The sequence below is a fragment of the Rhodococcus sp. WAY2 genome, from assembly GCF_009859915.1.
Taxonomy (GTDB): Bacteria; Actinomycetota; Actinomycetes; order Mycobacteriales; family Mycobacteriaceae; genus Rhodococcus_F; species Rhodococcus_F oxybenzonivorans.
Genome location: NZ_CP046572.1, coordinates 3,239,168 through 3,255,169 on the forward strand (window position 1 = coordinate 3,239,168; position 16,002 = coordinate 3,255,169).

At 67.2% G+C, this 16,002-nt stretch carries 20 protein-coding genes; 9 read left to right on the forward strand and 11 right to left on the reverse strand.

The window, feature by feature from the left end:
* Positions 1-58 precede the first annotated feature (58 nt).
* The 5 genes from GFS60_RS14785 (at position 59) to GFS60_RS14805 (ending at position 5,574) form a co-directional block, all read left to right on the forward strand.
* The gene (locus GFS60_RS14785) at positions 59-1,282 is read left to right on the forward strand and encodes a lipase family protein (RefSeq protein WP_159922296.1); all 1,224 of its coding nucleotides are present in this window, start codon (positions 59-61) and stop codon (positions 1,280-1,282) included.
* Between the two features lie 142 nt (positions 1,283-1,424).
* Entirely contained in the window at positions 1,425-2,087 is a 663-nt protein-coding gene (locus GFS60_RS14790; protein ID WP_236603471.1) for an SDR family NAD(P)-dependent oxidoreductase, read from the forward strand.
* A gap of 83 nt (positions 2,088-2,170) precedes the next feature.
* A complete protein-coding gene (locus tag GFS60_RS14795) occupies positions 2,171-4,492 on the forward strand; it encodes an ATP-binding protein (RefSeq protein WP_159922300.1) in 2,322 nt (773 codons plus the stop codon).
* A gap of 362 nt (positions 4,493-4,854) precedes the next feature.
* On the forward strand, positions 4,855-5,247 hold the full coding sequence (locus GFS60_RS14800; RefSeq protein WP_159922302.1) for a Zn-ribbon domain-containing OB-fold protein: 393 nt from the start codon (positions 4,855-4,857) through the stop codon (positions 5,245-5,247).
* A 3-nt stretch (positions 5,248-5,250) separates the two neighbouring features.
* Positions 5,251-5,574: a hypothetical protein gene (locus tag GFS60_RS14805; protein ID WP_159922304.1), complete on the forward strand. Its 324-nt coding sequence runs from the start codon at positions 5,251-5,253 to the stop codon at positions 5,572-5,574.
* A gap of 11 nt (positions 5,575-5,585) precedes the next feature.
* Here the strand turns inward: GFS60_RS14805 and GFS60_RS14810 are convergent, their stop codons facing one another.
* From GFS60_RS14810 to GFS60_RS14835, 6 genes are read right to left on the reverse strand one after another with little or no spacing between them, the layout of a single operon-like run.
* Positions 5,586-7,679, reverse strand: coding sequence for a xanthine dehydrogenase family protein molybdopterin-binding subunit (locus GFS60_RS14810; protein ID WP_159922306.1), 2,094 nt, complete (start codon positions 7,677-7,679; stop codon positions 5,586-5,588).
* A complete protein-coding gene (locus tag GFS60_RS14815; protein WP_159922308.1) occupies positions 7,679-8,668 on the reverse strand; it encodes an FAD binding domain-containing protein in 990 nt (329 codons plus the stop codon). The genes GFS60_RS14810 and GFS60_RS14815 overlap by 1 nt, the downstream gene beginning before the upstream one ends.
* Positions 8,665-9,201, reverse strand: coding sequence for a 2Fe-2S iron-sulfur cluster-binding protein (locus GFS60_RS14820; protein ID WP_159922310.1), 537 nt, complete (start codon positions 9,199-9,201; stop codon positions 8,665-8,667). Before GFS60_RS14820 ends, GFS60_RS14815 begins: the two co-directional genes overlap by 4 nt.
* A 46-nt stretch (positions 9,202-9,247) precedes the next feature.
* Positions 9,248-9,898, reverse strand: coding sequence for a phosphate signaling complex protein PhoU (gene phoU / locus GFS60_RS14825; RefSeq protein ID WP_109329850.1), 651 nt, complete (start codon positions 9,896-9,898; stop codon positions 9,248-9,250).
* A 39-nt stretch (positions 9,899-9,937) separates the two neighbouring features.
* A complete protein-coding gene (locus tag GFS60_RS14830; protein ID WP_159922312.1) occupies positions 9,938-10,207 on the reverse strand; it encodes a DUF4235 domain-containing protein in 270 nt (89 codons plus the stop codon).
* A 53-nt stretch (positions 10,208-10,260) separates the two neighbouring features.
* Positions 10,261-10,722 (reverse strand): SRPBCC family protein, encoded by a 462-nt coding sequence (locus GFS60_RS14835; RefSeq protein ID WP_159922314.1) that lies wholly within the window; start codon positions 10,720-10,722, stop codon positions 10,261-10,263.
* A gap of 135 nt (positions 10,723-10,857) precedes the next feature.
* Between GFS60_RS14835 and GFS60_RS14840 the strand changes: the two genes are divergently transcribed.
* Genes GFS60_RS14840 through GFS60_RS14850 form a run of 3 tightly spaced genes read left to right on the forward strand, consistent with a single transcriptional unit; the run spans position 10,858 to position 12,766 of the window.
* Entirely contained in the window at positions 10,858-12,180 is a 1,323-nt protein-coding gene (locus GFS60_RS14840; RefSeq protein WP_159922316.1) for an NAD(P)/FAD-dependent oxidoreductase, read from the forward strand.
* A gap of 45 nt (positions 12,181-12,225) precedes the next feature.
* Complete coding sequence (locus GFS60_RS14845; RefSeq protein WP_159922318.1) at positions 12,226-12,549, forward strand: GNAT family N-acetyltransferase; 324 nt, start codon at positions 12,226-12,228, stop codon at positions 12,547-12,549.
* Positions 12,542-12,766 carry a hypothetical protein gene (locus tag GFS60_RS14850; RefSeq protein WP_109329860.1) on the forward strand — a complete coding sequence of 75 codons (225 nt, stop codon included), beginning with the start codon at positions 12,542-12,544 and terminating at the stop codon, positions 12,764-12,766. The genes GFS60_RS14845 and GFS60_RS14850 overlap by 8 nt, the downstream gene beginning before the upstream one ends.
* Positions 12,767-12,813: 47 nt before the next feature.
* On the opposite strand, the gene GFS60_RS14855 is transcribed toward GFS60_RS14850, so the two are convergent.
* Entirely contained in the window at positions 12,814-13,506 is a 693-nt protein-coding gene (locus tag GFS60_RS14855; protein ID WP_159922320.1) for an HAD family hydrolase, read from the reverse strand.
* Between the two features lie 117 nt (positions 13,507-13,623).
* Here GFS60_RS14855 and GFS60_RS14860 point away from each other — a divergent pair, with 117 nt between their 5' ends.
* The gene (locus GFS60_RS14860; RefSeq protein WP_159927192.1) at positions 13,624-14,088 is read left to right on the forward strand and encodes an SRPBCC family protein; all 465 of its coding nucleotides are present in this window, start codon (positions 13,624-13,626) and stop codon (positions 14,086-14,088) included.
* Between the two features lie 82 nt (positions 14,089-14,170).
* Here the strand turns inward: GFS60_RS14860 and GFS60_RS14865 are convergent, their stop codons facing one another.
* The 4 genes from GFS60_RS14865 to GFS60_RS14880 all read right to left on the reverse strand — a co-directional run bounded on the left by GFS60_RS14865 (position 14,171) and on the right by GFS60_RS14880 (position 15,908).
* A complete protein-coding gene (locus GFS60_RS14865) occupies positions 14,171-14,440 on the reverse strand; it encodes a hypothetical protein (protein WP_159922322.1) in 270 nt (89 codons plus the stop codon).
* Positions 14,437-15,129 (reverse strand): DUF6098 family protein, encoded by a 693-nt coding sequence (locus GFS60_RS14870; RefSeq protein ID WP_328799832.1) that lies wholly within the window; start codon positions 15,127-15,129, stop codon positions 14,437-14,439. Before GFS60_RS14870 ends, GFS60_RS14865 begins: the two co-directional genes overlap by 4 nt.
* Before the next feature lie 14 nt (positions 15,130-15,143).
* A complete protein-coding gene (locus tag GFS60_RS14875) occupies positions 15,144-15,386 on the reverse strand; it encodes an acyl carrier protein (protein WP_159922324.1) in 243 nt (80 codons plus the stop codon).
* A 78-nt stretch (positions 15,387-15,464) separates the two neighbouring features.
* Positions 15,465-15,908: a DUF4383 domain-containing protein gene (locus tag GFS60_RS14880; RefSeq protein WP_159927194.1), complete on the reverse strand. Its 444-nt coding sequence runs from the start codon at positions 15,906-15,908 to the stop codon at positions 15,465-15,467.
* Positions 15,909-16,002 lie beyond the last annotated feature (94 nt).

Sequence of the window (16,002 nt, forward strand, 5' to 3'; positions counted from 1 at the left end):
CGGATACCGATAACACCGGGGAACTCGGTCACACTCGAACTCGATTCCAGGAGGCGATATGGGGCGCTCACCCAGCAAGGGCCTGTCAGCACGCGCCCTGTGCGCGGTCTTCACCGCGTGCGTCGCCGTGGCCGGCGCGGGAGGTGTGGCCGCCGCAGCACCGATCTACCCTGCCTCCGAGACGGATCCCTTCTACGTGCAGCCGTCGAATCTCGAGTCCGCCGCGGCCGGGCAGCCGATCGCCACCCGGCCCATGCCTCCGCTGCTCGCGTTCCCCGACACCGATGTCTGGCAGGTGAAGTACCGCACCACCAATTCGCAGGGCCGCCCGATCTCCTCGGTCAGCACCGTGCTGGTACCGCACACCCGGCCGGTGAACGGTCCGCTGCTGTCCTACCAGCACATCATCAACGCGCTCGGACCGCGGTGCGCGCCGTCACGCACCCTCTACACCAACGACCCGGACCTTCAGATCAAGGAGGCGCCGGCGCTGAATCTCGCACTGCAGCGGGGCTGGACGGTCGCCCTTCCCGACCACCTGGGACCCAACAGTGCCTACGGCGCGGCCAAGCTCGGCGGGTTCATCACCCTCGACGGTATTCGCGCCGTGCAGCGTGTTCCGGAACTGAACGTCGCGCAGAGCCCTGTCGCGCTGGCCGGCTACTCCGGGGGCGGCATGGCGTCGGCCTGGGCTGCGGTTCTCGCGCCGGAGTATGCCCCGGAGCTGAACATCGTCGGGGTCGCCGAGGGTGGTGTACCGATGAACATCGGGAAGATGGCCAACGGCCTGGGTATGCAGCCGCATCCCGCGTTCGGCCTGGCGATGGCGGCGGCGCTCGGCCTCGAACGGGAGTATCCGGACCGGCTGCCGATCAGTGAGCAGCTGAACGATCGTGGTCTGGCCATGCGCAGCGATATGGCGAATGCGTGCACCAACGGCATCCTCGCGGCGGGGGCCGGTCGCAGTGCGACCGAGGTGGCCAAGACCACAGACCTCATGAGCAGCCCGCAGGCGTGGGAAGTACTCGACGAGAACAGTGTCGAGCTGTATCCCGGTGTGCCGACCGCGCCGATCTTCGAATGGCACAGCCCGACCGACGTGCTTATCCCCGTCGATTCGATCGAGACGACAATCGCACGGTACTGCGCGGCCGGTGTTCGGGTGCAGTCGGAACTCTTCCCGAGTCCCGACCACCTGTCGACGGCGGTCCTGGGACTTCCCACCGCCCTGGATTACCTGGACGCGCGGTTCCGGGGCGATCCGGCACCGAGCAACTGCTGACCGACCAGCCCACTCCGGGCGGAGATATGCGCGATCGTCATCGGATTGTGTTCTGCCTGAACGGCGTCCGGACAGCGCGGAGTTTGAGCCCCGGAAACCACGGGTACCCAAAATTATGCATGCCAGCGCACTCAATGCCGTCGTGACGGGATCGGACTCGGGGATCGGCCGGGCCGTCGCACTGGCACTCGCGGACGATGGTTTCCACCTCGGGCTGGCATACGCCACGGAACGAGACCGCGCGGAGGCCACGGCCCGCGAGGTGAGGGCCAGGTCGGTGCGCGCGGTGGTGCGGAAGATGGACCTCGCCGAGCTACCCCACTCGGCCACCGCGGTCGACGAGTTCGCCCGGGAACTCGGCGGAATCGGTGTCCTCGTCAGCTGCCCGGGCAGCACAGCCGTCGAATGCATACAACGCGGTGTCCGGTACATGATCGCCGGCGGGCAAGGTGGCCGCATCGTGAACATCACCGCCTCGGCGTCGTCGCTCGGCGGACTGACCGGTCTCCTCGCCGCCGAGTTGTCGCGGTACTCCGTCACCGTCAATTCCGTCGTCGTCCCCGCCGCGGATCCCGCGTTCCCGTCCCCGGGCCGCGACGACCGGGAAGCCGCCACCGTCGCGTCGTACCTCACAGCGCCTGCCGCGATGTTCGTCACGGGCGCCCAGTACACGGTGGAAGGGCGCCGAGTCACCATTATCCCGCACAGCCTGACCGACCCCGGCCCTCGCCGTCCCGGTCCTCGGGGAAGCCACCGCATCCGCTCCTACGCCGGTCGCTGGGCACCGACCCGGTGGACCCGTTGACCCTCCGTTGTGCGAAAACTCGGTGCAGGACGAGCGTCGCTGTACCGTTGTTCCAGGGGGCGTGAAATGAGAGTGACGGCTTCATGCAGCCCGCAGCGAAGATCAAGGTGGGGAATCTGCCTCACGAGCTGACGAGTTTCGTCGGTCGGCGTCGAGAGATCGCAGAAGCGCGCGGCCTGCTGGCCACCTCACGCCTGGTCACACTCACCGGAATCGGAGGAGTCGGCAAGACCAGGCTGGCCCTGCGAGTTGCGCTCGATTCGAGTCGGGCATTCGAGGACGGCGTGTGGCTGGTCGAACTGGGCGAACTCGAGGAAGACGCCCTGGTAGTCGGTGCCGTGGTGGCAGCTCTGAAGCTGCGTGAGCAGCAATCCGAGGCACCCGAGGTGGTATTGCGGGAGTTCCTGGAGCCACGGTGCGTGCTGCTGGTCCTCGACAACTGCGAACATCTCGTGGACGCCGTCGCCGGCCTGACCGAGTTCTTGCTGCGAAGCTGCCCCGATTTGCGGATCCTCGCCACCAGCCGGGAACCACTCGGAATCCCGGGCGAGGCCACCGTCCGGGTGCCACCGCTCACCCTGCCCCACTCGGGTCATCCCGCATCGGTGAAGGCCCTCGCCCAGTACGAGTCGGTCGCACTGTTCGCCGAGCGCGCCGCCGCGGCCGTCCCCGGATTCCATCTCACCGAGGACAACCACGTTGCGGTCGTGCAGATCTGTCAGCAACTCGACGGTCTGCCATTGGCGATCGAACTGGCCGCAGTGCGACTCCGGGTGATGTCGGTCGAACAAATCCTTCAGCGGCTGACGGACCGCTATCAGCTGCTCACGACCGGATGCCGCGGCGCGCCCGCACGCCAGCAGACGCTCCTGTGGTGTATCGACTGGAGCCACGAACTGTGCACCCCGCAGGAACGGGAACTGTGGGGAAGGCTCGCCGTCTTCGCCGGGGGCTTCGAATTGGACGCGGTCGAGAAGATCTGTTCAGGATCATTGCGCCCCGCCGAGGTCGTCGACGTGGTCGCCTCGCTCATCGACAAGTCGATCCTGATCCGGGAAGAGGCCAGGGGCGCGGTGCGCTACCGACTTCTCGAGACTCTCCGCGAGTACGGCCGCGAGAAGTTGCAGGAGACCTCGGAGTTCGCGTCACTCCTGCGCCGGCACCGGAATTTCTACGAGCAATTGGCGGTGCAGGCGCGGTCCGAGTGGGTCAGCGCCCGGCAGGTCGGGTGGATTCAGCGCCTGGACGCCGAGCAACCGAACTTGCGAGCCGCCCTGCATTTCTGCCTGACGTCACCGAAGGAAGCGGCGGCGGGGCTCCGCATGGCCGCAGCCCTGTACCCGTTCTGGCGGTCGCGGGGACTGCTGAGGGAGGGCAGACGCTGGATCGACCAACTGCTGGCTGTCCGCGGCGCCGGTTCCGCGGAGGAACGGATCCGCGCCCTCTACGTCGCGGTCATGTTGTCCGAACTCGACAGCGACGTCGAGGCCTCGTCCGCGGCGATCGAGGAGGCTCATGCACTCGCCCAGGGGGTCGCCGACCCGATCTCACACGCACTGATTGCTCACGCCGAAGGTGGTCGCGCGATGTTCGGCGGACATCTCGACGCGGCCCGGGCAAATTACGAGGCCGCGTTGGCCGTGTTCCGCACCGACGACAATCTGCTGCACCTGATCTGGGGGCTTCTCGGACTCGCGCTGGCGACCGGTTCGACCGATCCGGATCGGTCCGCACAGTGTCAGCGCGAGATACTCGCCCTCACCGAAGCGCACGGCGAGTCGGTGTATCGCAGTTGGTCACTGTGGGCGGCAGGTATGTCGGCGTGGCAGCACCGCGACTTCGAGGGCGCGGAGGGTCTGCTGAAACAGGGTCTGCAACTGGCCGGGATGGTCGACGACCGCATCAGTGCTGCGGGATGCCTGGAAGTGCTGGGCTGGATCGCAGTGGGTAGGGGAGACAGCCACCACGCGGCCGAACTGATGGGGGCCGCGCACGCGCTGGCGCATGCGGTCGGCAATCCGAACACGGTCTATCCGAACCAGCGCATCCATCATCTCGACTGCGCCGAACAGGCGCGACGGGACATCGGTGACCGCGCGTTCGAGACCGCCTTCCATCAGGGAATGAACACCTGCCTCGAGGAGGCTGCAGCGGCTGTGCTGGGGACGAAGCAGCGCACGAATCCGAACACCGATCAATCGCACACCGCCCTGACGCGCCGCGAATGGCAGGTGGCCGAACTCGTCGCCGACGGGCTGACCAACAAGGCGATCGCCGCCACCCTGGTCATCTCGCAACGCACCGCCCAGGGACACGTCGAGCACATTCTGGCAAAACTCGGCTTCACCTCCCGCACCCAGATCGCGGCGTGGGTCGTGGAGCACGCGCAGGATCGGCACGTCTGACAACTGCACGGCCGGGACGGGGGGACGCGTCGCGGGGGGCGAAACAGGTATGTGCCCGGGTCGATCGGCCGCTGTACTTTCCGGCGGCACGGGTCAAGCTCATACGCGTCCCCCTTTCAGTCGGTACCACCCCCGAGGCCCCCAATGTCCCCTACACCGCGAACACACCGAAAGCCCGACTCCCACCGCGCTCGGCCCCCGATCCTTCGGCGGCCTCACCCGACCGACGGGTGCCGACTCCGAAGCGGGGGGAAACGGAGGTTGTTCGGCATGGTGGGTCGGGGGACACCGCACAGCAGGCCGTTACCTTTCGCGTCCGTGACGCCGACGGTAGGTCTCACCTTCGCCGGGCGGGTGACGGTATGAGCCCGGAACGACACAGCCGCGGGCATGCGCTCGCGAAGGCGTGCGCGCTGATGATCCAACGCTGCCGCAGCTGCACGACCCTGCTCGCACCGCTGATGGCCACGTGCTCGACGTGCCAGGGTTCCGATTTCGAACAGGTGCCCTCGTGTGGTGTCGGTTCGATCGTCTCGTCCAAATCGGTCGAACGTGAACGGCGCGGCCGGGATCGTGCCACCGCCCCCTGCACGATCGCGATCGTGGAACTCGACGAAGGCCCCTGGGTGTACACCTGGATCGACGGCGAGGTCCCTGCCTCTTCCTCCCAGCAACCCGTCCGTGTCGAGTTCCGGCCGGCGGCAGCGGCCGAGCAGCTACCCGTGTTCGCGATCCGGCACTCCAGCGAAGGCTGACCCATGCAGACGCGTCCTGCGGTCGAGCCCGGCGAGAAGTACGACGCCGAGTGGATCCGCTTCTGGCTCGGCCGGTGTGAGTGGCTCGAGCGGACCCATTCGCTGAGTTCGGACGGCCGCTGGATGGCGGTCTTCGCCATTCAGTGGGCCCCGTTCGGCGGTGCGGCCGCGGCGGACCTGATGGAACGTTTCGGCGTCGAGCGGGAGCGTTTCCTGGAACTCGTCCTCGCAGCACTGGCGCCGCGCAGCTCTGATCTGCAGCGGATTCGCGCGGTGAAAAGTCGTCTGCGGGCCTCCCTCGAGCACGCGTGGCGGCGAATCGAGTAGTCGCGCCGCGGTCAGTCGTGCAACAAATCGTCGAGGTGGATCGGTACCGCCCTGACCCGGATCCCGGTGGCGCTGCGCACCGCGTTCGCCACGGCAGCGGCGGCACCGACGATCCCGATCTCCCCGGCGCCTTTCGAGCCGATCGGATTGGCGTGCTCGTCGACATCTTCGAGGCAGACGGCGTCGAGGTAGCGGATGTCGGCGTGCGCGGCGATGTGGTAGCTCGCGAGGTCGTGGTTGACGATGTGGCCGAAACGGGGATCCCCGACGCTTTCCTCGTGCAGGGCCATCGACACTCCCATCGTCATGCCGCCGATGAGTTGGGAGCGGACCGTCCGCGCATTGACGACCCGTCCGATGGCGAACACACCGAGCATCCGATCCACCCGAATCTCACAGGTGTCGCGATGGACGTGCGCCTCCACGAAATGAGCGCCGAACGAATGGAGTGCGAACTTTTCGGCGTCGGGGTTACCCGGTGTCTCCGCACTCGCTTCCGCCCCCGGGTGCGGCGCCGTGCCGTGTGTGTCGCGGAACGCCCGGGCCGCGGCGATGACGGCACTGCCCCAGGAACTGATACCCGTGGAACCTCCGGCCACCGTGGCGGACGGTAGGTCGCTGTCGCCGATCTCCAGGTCGATCGCGTCGAGAGGACAGCCGAGGGCATCGGCCGCGATCTGGGTGAGGGCGGTCCACGTTCCGGTGCCGATGTCGACGGACCCGATCTGCACCCGGTACCTGTCGCCCTCGTAGCGAATGCGCGCAACCGACCCCGGTGACGTGTTCGCCGGGTAGGTCGCGGCCGCCACTCCGTACCCGACCGACCAGTCCGAGCCGGAGCGAGTCCCGGCTTTGGTGTCCCGGTCGGCCCAGCCGAAACGGTCGGCGCCTTCGCGGAGGCAATCGACGAGGCGCCGGCCCGACCACGGGTGACCGGACTCCGGGTCGGTGGCCGGTTCGTTTCTGATGCGCAGTTCGATCGGGTCGATTCCGCATACCTCGGCGAGTTCGTCCATCGCGACTTCGGCCGCGAACATTCCGGGGGTCTCGCCCGGGGCCCGCATCCAGGACGGTGCGGGCAGGTCGAGGGCGACGAGGCGATGGGAGGTGTACCGGGCGGGGGAGGAATACATCATCCGCGACGGCACCGCCGCCTGCTCGGCGAATTCCTTGATCCTGGCGGACTGGGTGAGCACCTCGTGGGAGACGGCGGTCAGGTGACCGTCGGTGTCCGCGCCGAGCCGGATGTGCTGCAGCGTCGGGGCTCGGTAGGCGGACAGCGCGAACATCTGCTGCCGGGTGACCGCGAACTTGACCGGCCGGCCGGGTACCTTCTGCGCCGCCAGCGCTACCAGAACGTTGTGCGCGTGAGGCAACCCCTTCGATCCGAAGCCGCCGCCGACGTGTGGTGCGATGACCCGGATGTCCTCCGGTTCGAGACCGAACACCGGTGCCAACGTCTTCCGGACCGAATGAACGCCCTGCGTCGAATCGTGCAGTGTCAGGACGGGGCCCGGTCCGCCCGGCCGCCACTGGGCGATCGTGGTGTGCGGCTCCATCGGATTGTTGTGCTCCATGGCCGTGGAGTACACCTGGTCGACCGTCCGTGGGGCGGCGGTCAACGCCGCCTCCACATCACCGCTTCGCGTGTCGGTGGGAAACCCGCCATTCACTGTTTCCGGGGCGTAGAAGTCGCTCCGGTCGGCGCGGAAGTCGGTGTCGTGGTCACGCACGTCGTACTCGACTCGGATCAGGTCGGCAGCCTGACGGGCAGCTTCGGGCGACTCCGCGACCACCGCGCCGAGGAACTGACCCCGGAAGTGGACCTCGGGGTCCTGCAGGATCGCGAGTTCACCGTCGGAGGTGTCCGAAAGCCGCGGCGCATCGAATACCGTCAGTATGGTGACCACCCCGTCCACGGCCTGCGCGTCCCCTGCATCCATGGCGGTGACCTTCCCGCGGGCGATGCTCGACAGGACGGGATGCAGATACGTCGGATTCGGCACTGCGTGCTCGAAGGCATACCGCGCCGCACCGGTCACCTTGTCGTGACCATCGAGGCGCTCGGTGGGCGTCCCGACGACCCTCGGTTCGAGCAACGCCATCAGCGTGCCTCCTCGGTGAGGGAACGGAGCGTCGCGGACAGGACGCGTCTGGTGAGGGTCACCTTGAACTCGTTTCCCGGCAGGGGGCTCACCGCGGACAGTTCGGCGTCGGCCGCCGCCGCGAAAGTCTGCTCCGTGGGTGCGGAACCCTTCAGCATTTCTTCGGCTCGCTCCGCGCGCCACGGTCGGTGCGCCACCCCGCCGAGTGCGATCCGCGCGGAACCGATGCGGTCGTTCTCGATCGTCAGTTCTGCGGCCACGGACACGAGCGCGAACGCGAACGACGCCCGGTCACGCACCTTGTGGTACGCCGACCGGCTTGCCGGCACCGGCGGTGGAAGCTCCACCGCGGTGACGAGTTCACCGTGCGTGAGCTCGGTGTCCCGGTCGGGGCTGTCCCCGGGGAGCCGATAGAACTCGGCCAGGGGAATGCGCCGGTCGCCGTCGACACTCCGCACGACCACCACTGCGTCCAGCGCGGTCATCGCGACGGCCATGTCGGACGGATGCACGGCCACGCAGTGCTCGGAGGCACCGAGGATGGCGGAGTAGCGGGCATACCCTCCGAGAGCAGAGCAGCCGGTACCCGGTGCCCGTTTGTTGCACGGTGTCGTCATGTCCTGGAAGTACACGCACCGAGTGCGCTGGAGAAGGTTGCCCGCGGTGGTGGCGAGATTGCGGAGCTGACCCGACGCGCCGGACAGCAGTGCCCTCGACAGCATCGGGTACCGGGAACGGACGAGTTCGTGCGCGGCCAGATCGCTGTTGCGGACGGTGGCACCGATCCGGAGCCCGCCGTCCGGGAGTTCGTCCACGTCGCCCAGGGGAAGCGCACTGACATCCACCAGTCGACCCGGCTGCGCCACACCGAGTTTCATATGATCCACGAGGTTGGTGCCGCCGGCCAGGAAGCGCGCGTCGGGGTCCGCGGTGACGGTGGCGACGGCCCCGTCGACGTCGGTGGCCCGCTCGTAGTCGAACGGGATCATGCCTCTGCCGCCTGACGAATCGCGGCCAGAATATTCGTGTACGCGCCGCAGCGGCACAGGTTCCCGCTCATCCGTTCACGGATCTCGTCGTCGGTCAGCTCGGGCGGCGCCGTCAGATCCTCGGTGACGTTGCTCGGGTGCTGCGCCCAGAACTCGTCGAGCATTCCGACGGCGGAGCAGACCTGACCGGGTGTGCAGTAGCCGCACTGCAGCCCGTCCTGCTCGACGAATGCCTGCTGCATCGCGTGCAGCTCGTCGCCGTCGGCCAGGCCGCTCGCCGTGGTGATGCGGGCACCGTCGTGAGCGACGGCGAAGGTCAGGCAGGTGGTGGCCCGCCGACCGTCCAGTAGCACGGTGCACGAACCGCATTGGCCGTGATCGCATCCCTTCTTGGGTGCCGTCACACCCAGATGCTCCCGCAGGGCGTCCAGCAACGTCGTCCGCGTGTCGACCTCGAGGGTGCGATGCTCGCCATCGACGTCGAGGGCGATCTTCGCGTGCCGTGCGCCCCGCGGACCGGAAGGGAGATTCATGTGTTGAGGCGTACCCATGAGCCCAGATTCCGAACCGCATCTGCCGCTAGCCCTGGTCGGGGAGGACTCCGGTCTCGAGGAAGATCACCCGCCTGCCGATTTCGACGGTGTGATCGCAGAACCTTTCGTAGAACCGGCCGAGGAGGGTGATGTCGACCGCAGCCTTGACACCGTGTGGCCAGTCCTCGGCCTGCGTGATCGCGAAGAGTCCGCGATGCAGGTCGTCCATCGTGTCGTCGGCGGTCAACAAACCCCTGGCGCGCTCGGGGTCGCGGTGCTGCAGGACCTGCTCGGTTTCCTCGGCCTGTGCCACCGCGACCGCACCCATCCGGGTGAACACCTCGAGCACCTCGTCCGGGACGACATGCTCCGGATGCCGTCGGCGGACGATCTTCGCGATGTGCACCGCGAGGCCACCCATCCGATGCAGGTCGGCGGAGATGTGGAGACCGCCCACCATGAATCGGAGGTCGTGAGCGACCGGTGCCTGCAACGCCAGCAGTGAGAACGCGCGCTGTTCCCAGCGGGACGCGGCTGCGTCGAGCTCGCCGCTCACGTCGATGACGTGCTCGGCGAGCCCCAGGTCCGCCTGCAGCAACGCACCACTGGCCTCCCGCATCGCCGTCACGGTGAGCCGGCACATAGCAGCCAGGTCACCGGCGAGACTGTCGATGTTCTCCGCGAATCGTGTGCGCATCGGGTCAGCCTAGGTGTGTTCTGTAGCAATTGCGTTGCACTAGCGGGGGTCCGCGTGCGCGAGCTTGCGGTATCCCCGCGCCCCTGCGCGGTCGACCGCAGCTCGGACCAGACCGAAAATCGTGCCCTGCACGGCGGCGGCGATGAATACCTCGCGATCGGTGCGGGAGAGATCCTTCGGGTCCGGCGCCTCCGGTTCACCCGCCACGCGCTTCCACACCTGGCCGAACACCGCCCCCGCCAGTATTCCGCCGCCGACACTCGCGGCGAGGGCCAGTGGTTTGTACATCACTTTCGATACGGCACTCATGTTCTCGTCCTTTGCGGCGTCGTCGCGGGTCGCGGTAGTCGGTGATCTGGTCTTCAGGGGCCGGGGCGATCGACCTCACCGCGCCATGCATCGGTCTCGGTGCCACGGGACTCGATGAACTCCTTGAACCGGGCCATGTCGCCTTTCACTCTCTTGCCCAGCACGCCCAGCTTGTCGGCCACGTTCTCGACGAACCCGTCGGGGTCGACGTCCATCTGCGCCGTCACGCGTGTCTTGTCGTCGTCCAGACGGTGAAAGGTGATCACCCCGGCGTGATGGGGGCCGTCATCGGACTTCCATGCCACCCGTTCGTCGGGGTGCTGCTCGGTGATGGTGGCATCGAATTCGCGTTTCACCCCGGCGATCGACACGACCCAATGGACGTGTGTCGGATCGATCTGACGGATTTCGTCGACACCCTCCATGAATCGAGGGAATTCTTCGAACTGCGTCCACTGGTTGTATGCCGTGGTCACTGGAACGGACACGTCCACGGCCTCGGTGATGGTGCTCATTTCGTCTCCTGTCGGTCGGTGTCGCGGTGAACGCGTACCCCGAGGGGGCCCGGGTCAATCCGGCGAGGAGGACCGGGCCCGCACGGACCGGCGGCTCGTGTTTCAGAATTCCCCGGGTGGGGCAATGCCCCCTATATGGCCAACGAATCAACTGGAGGGCCGCCGCGGATCGTCGTGGTGGGAAGCGGCTTCGCCGGATTCGAATGTGCGCGGCGACTTCGGCGCTCACTGCGCGGCACCGGCGCCCGCATCATCATGGTCTCGCCCAACGACTACATGCTCTACACCCCGTTGCTGCCCGAGGTGGCGGGCGGCATTCTGGACGCCCGGTTCGTCACCATCGCACTGTCGGACGCGCTCCCCGGCGTCGAACTCGTCCGGGGCGCTGTCGATTCCATCGACCTCGACAATCGCACCGTGCACGTCACCGATTGCGAGGCGGGTGCGGAGGTGCTGTCGTGGGACCGGCTGGTGTTCACGCCCGGCTCGGTGACGCGACTGTTCGACATCCCGGGCCTCCTCGACCACGGCCGGGGACTGAAAACGCCCGCGGAGGCGCTGTACTTCCGTGACCAGCTCCTCACCCAACTCGAAATGGCCAGCCGCGACACCGATCCGCGGGACGCGCGGGCGCGGCGGACATTCGTCGTGGTGGGCGCGTCCTACGCCGGGACGGAGTTGATTGCCCAACTGCGCGCTCTGGCCGACAGCGCGGCCGCCCGCCAGGGCCTCGACCCGACCGCGGTCCGGTTCGTGCTCCTGGACGCCGCCGACAAGGTGATGCCGGAAGTGGGGGAGAAGCTCGGTGCCCAGGTGCTCGACGTGCTGCGGTCGCGCGGTATCGAGGTGCGGCTCGAGACGACGCTGACCGAGCTCACCGAGAACAGCGTGACACTGAGCGACGGCACGGTGCTCCCCACCCGCACGGTCGCGTGGGTGACCGGAGTGACCGCGAATCCTCTCGTCGACTCGCTCGGCCTGCCCACCGAGAAGGGCAGGCTGAAGGTCGCCGCGGACCTGTCCGTCGAGGGACACCCCGGGGTCTTCGCCGGCGGGGACGCCGCGGCAGTCCCGGATCCGCGCCACCAGGGGTCGATCACACCACCGACGGCGCAACATGCGGTCCGTCAAGGGCGCACACTCGCCCGCAACGTCGCGGCCAGCCTCGGGGTCGGCGAAGCGAAACCCTATGCGCACCGCGATATGGGCCTGGTGGTCGATCTGGGTCCGGGCTTCGCAGTGGCCAACCCGCTTGGCATCCCGCTGTCGGGACTGCCCGCGAAGATGGTGACCAGGCTGTATCACCTCTTCGCCATGCCCTCGCCGGTCAACCGGTGGGCAGTCGGCCTCGCCTATCTCACCGACCTGCTGTTCCCTCGCCCGTTGGTGTCGATCGGCTTGGCCACCGAATCCCAGGCGCAGTTCGCGGTCAGCCAGGGCATCGGTGCGCGGAACTGACCGCGGCGCCGGGTACAGAAGGGTTGTCGAAGAGGAAGGAATGCGATGGCATCGCAGGTGCAGGACAATCCGCAGCGGAACCGTTATGAACTGATCGCGGACGGTGACGTTGCCGGGTTCATCGACTATTCGGCGGGCGACGGTGTGCTCACCCTGACCCACACAGAGGTGGGTGACGCGTTCGAGGGCAAGGGGTACGCGGGCCGGCTTGTGGAGGACACACTCGACGACGCCCGGAGCCGTGGGCTGGGAGTCCTTCCCGAATGCACATACGTGCAGCAGTGGATTCGCAAACATCCGGACTACCGGACTGTGGTGCCGGAAAACGATCGGGGCCGGTTCGACCTGGAACGGAGTGACGATGAGTGAGGACAAGAGAACCTTCGTGGCACGGCGCCTCGACGAGGTGATCCACGAGTGGGAGGCCGACGCCCCGCCCGGTTCGGGCACCGGTCAGGCGGACGGGCCGCTGGTGACGGCGCAGCGCCATCGCGCCGAAGTAGACACCGCGACCGACGAACGCGTCGACGAGATCGCCGCCTCGTACCCGGATATCGCCGCGGCCTGGTCCTCGCACCGGGACTGATCGCCGGCGCAGACGGGCGCCGCGGCACGTACCGGCGACGGCTGAGGTTACCGCTTGAAAAGACTTGCGAGCGCACTCGATTCGAGTCCGTCCGCAAGGGCTTGCGCGTCGTCGTACACTTCTTTCGCGCCGGCGTCGAGCAGTTCCCCGCGGGAGATGCCGCCACTGAGCAGACCGATGAACGGCACCCCGGCCTCGGTGGCCGCCTCGGCGTCCCATACTGCGTCCCCGACCATCACCGCGGTGTCGGGTGATGTGGACGATCGCTCCAGTGCGGTCTTCACCACTTCGGGATCCGGTTTCGCCTGTCCGACATCGCCCGAGGACGTGGTGTGCGCGATGCAGGAATCCACGTCCAGAACCGCACGAAGCACCGAGAGTTCGTCCTCGGGTGCGGAGGTCGCCAACACCACCTGCACGCCGCGACGGTGCAACTCGCGGATCAGCTCGCGGGCACCGGGGAGTGGCCGCATACTCGGCTGCAGATCCAGGTAGTACTGCTTGTGCAACTCCTTCGCCCGATCACCCACGTCGACGGCGGCGTCGCCCAGCAAGGTGTCGAGCAGCAACTGCGAGTCCAGGCCGATGGCGCGGTGTATCCGCCACGCGTCGATGTGATGCCCGACTTCGGCGAACGCGCGTTGCCACGCATCGACGTGGAGGTAATTCGAATCCACCAGCGTGCCGTCGACGTCGAACAACGCCGCCGTGGTGCCGGATCCTGACCCTGGATCTGCCACGATGAACCTCCTCGAAAATCCACACGTGTGGTCGAGCAAACCACACGGGTACGATCGCGGCCAGCCGTAGCCCGGGTGGTTTCGCGGGCGCCGGCGCCGGGTATGCGGCTGTCACCGATGCACCAGCGCGAGGGAGTGATCGTCATCAAGGCTCAATGGGATACAACAGCTTCGGTGTCTGCCGTCTGGTCCGTCCTCGCCAATGGGTGGTTGTATCCGTCCTGGGTGGTGGGTGCGTCTCGCATGCGCGCCGTCAACGCGGAGTGGCCCGCCGTGGGCAGTCAGCTGCACCATTCGGTGGGTGTCTGGCCGGTACTCATCAACGACTCGACGGAAGTCCTGGAAGTCGACGAGGAGCGAGAGCTTCGGCTGCTGGCGCGGGCCACGCCCGCGACGAAAGCCGTCGTGCACCTCCAGCTCGAGCCGAGAGGCTCCGGTTGCCACCTCGAGATGGACGAGAAGGTGGCGACGCCACCGCTGAAGTGGATCCCGCGGTCGGTGCAGGACGTGGCCGTCTATCCCCGCAACCGCGAATGTCTGCGCCGGCTCGCCTTTCTGGCCGAGCAGACGTCCACCCCCTGACAACCCGCCGCCGACTGCACGACACCCCCGGACTGCCCCGATGAGCCGCGGACAACGGTAGGGGCAGCGGAGAGGCCCACTCTCAACGCGGGACGAGTTCGAAGAATGTGCCGTCCTCGCCGGCGTCGGCATCGCGGTAGCGGAAGGCGAGTGCGAACCGGTCGAACGCGGAGAACCAGTCGTCCCACGAGATGCGTTCCAGGGCTTCCTCGGAAGCGCCGCCGGCGAAATCGAGCCGAAGTACGACGGTCTCCGGGGAGCCGGCGTTGCCGACTCTGGCCGGAGCTCCGTCGTGTCGGTCCACCCACCGCCGGATCTCGGTGTGGTCGGTGGTGGTTCGGGTGTCGGTCACGGCGTTCCGGTTCCGGCCGACATCACCGCGACACCAGTTTGAAGAAGGTGCTGTCCTCGCCGCTGGCCTTGTGCGCCTGGTACAGGAACGCCAGGGACGAGTCCTCGAACTTGTCGAACCAGATGTCCCAGTCGATGTGTTTGATGAGTTTCGGATGCCATCGCAGTCTCCTCTGATGTCAGGCAGTCGAATCTTGGCCCACGTCGAAGCGCTCCCGGTAGCGGTGCGCTGCTTCGTCGAGAACCGAATGGCTCAGTCGGGCGAGAGGGCCGGATATCCGTCAGCAGCGGTTCGTGATCCGGGCCCCGCCCGACGACTCGGCCTTTGAGTAACCAGGCGAAGCGGCCCTCCTGCTGAGACAGTTCGGCGTACTCGCGGATCCGTCTCGCAACCCAGTCCTCGACCGGCCGGTGCCACCACGGCTCGGGGGAGATGGTGGTCACCGACAAGCCGGGCAGGGTGAGTTCGGCCTCGTAATCCTTGCTGGGACCCTCCACCGCGTCGGCCCTGGGCCCCTTGGAGTGACGCAGGTAGACCTCGGAGTCGGAGGCGACGATGTCGGTCAGCGCTTCGAGGCTGTCGATCACCGGAAGATCTTCGTCGCCCACCGGGCGGCTGTGATGATCCGAAGAGCGGATCATCGGCTTCGCCGGTTCGGTATCCCCACTCGGCATGTGCGCGTCGATCATGTACTCACCAACGTTCAGCTCATTGCAGGGCCGGCGTCCGACGATCCGGTCATGTCCTTGAGGAACTCGTGGCAGCGGCGTGCGCGGTCGGAATCTTCCGCCATCACCTGCTCGAAGAACGACGCGATGTCGTCGCGGCCGGCGTTCTTGGCGTCCCGCACATATTGCCCGTAGTCGTGACCGGCCTTGAGCGAATGGTATTGGACGGATACCAGGTCGTAGCTGACGTCGTCGAATCCGGTTTCTCCGGTAGCCATGATGTTCTCCTTTGTTCTCGTTGAAGTCCCGCCGCCCGGTGTGGCGGCGGGCGATCGAGGGATAACTCGCGGGCTGGGTTACCGCGGGGGGACCGCGGTGGTGTGTCCGGTCGACCTCAGCCGGGGAAGCAGGAGGCCGAGCGCGATCATGCCGACACCCAGCGCGAAGTGCAGCCAGTTGTCCGCAGTGTTCACGGGGACGAAGTTGGCCGCGCTGTCCTGGTCGATGAGGAGTCCGTAAATCCACAGGACCAGGTAGATCGCGCCGCCGCCGACGAGGAAGGCCTTCGCCGTGTTGGCGGCGCGCGCCATGACAATGCCTGCGACGCCGAACAGGATGTGCACGATGTTGTGCAGAATCGACACCTCGAAGATGCCCAGCAGCATGGCGTGCGACTCGTGCCCGGCGACGGCCATCATGTCGTAGTCGGTGGTCACGCCCGGGATGAACCCGAGAATGCCCACCAAGAGGAATACCGCTCCGACCACCAGCGCCGCAATCTGTACGGGTGTGGCGGTCATCGAGCTTCGGGTTGAGGTCGGTCGTGTCATCGCCCTACTCCTTCGGGTGCGTTACCGGTAGTTCGCGGTCTACCCGCCGTGTACCTCGCCGCCA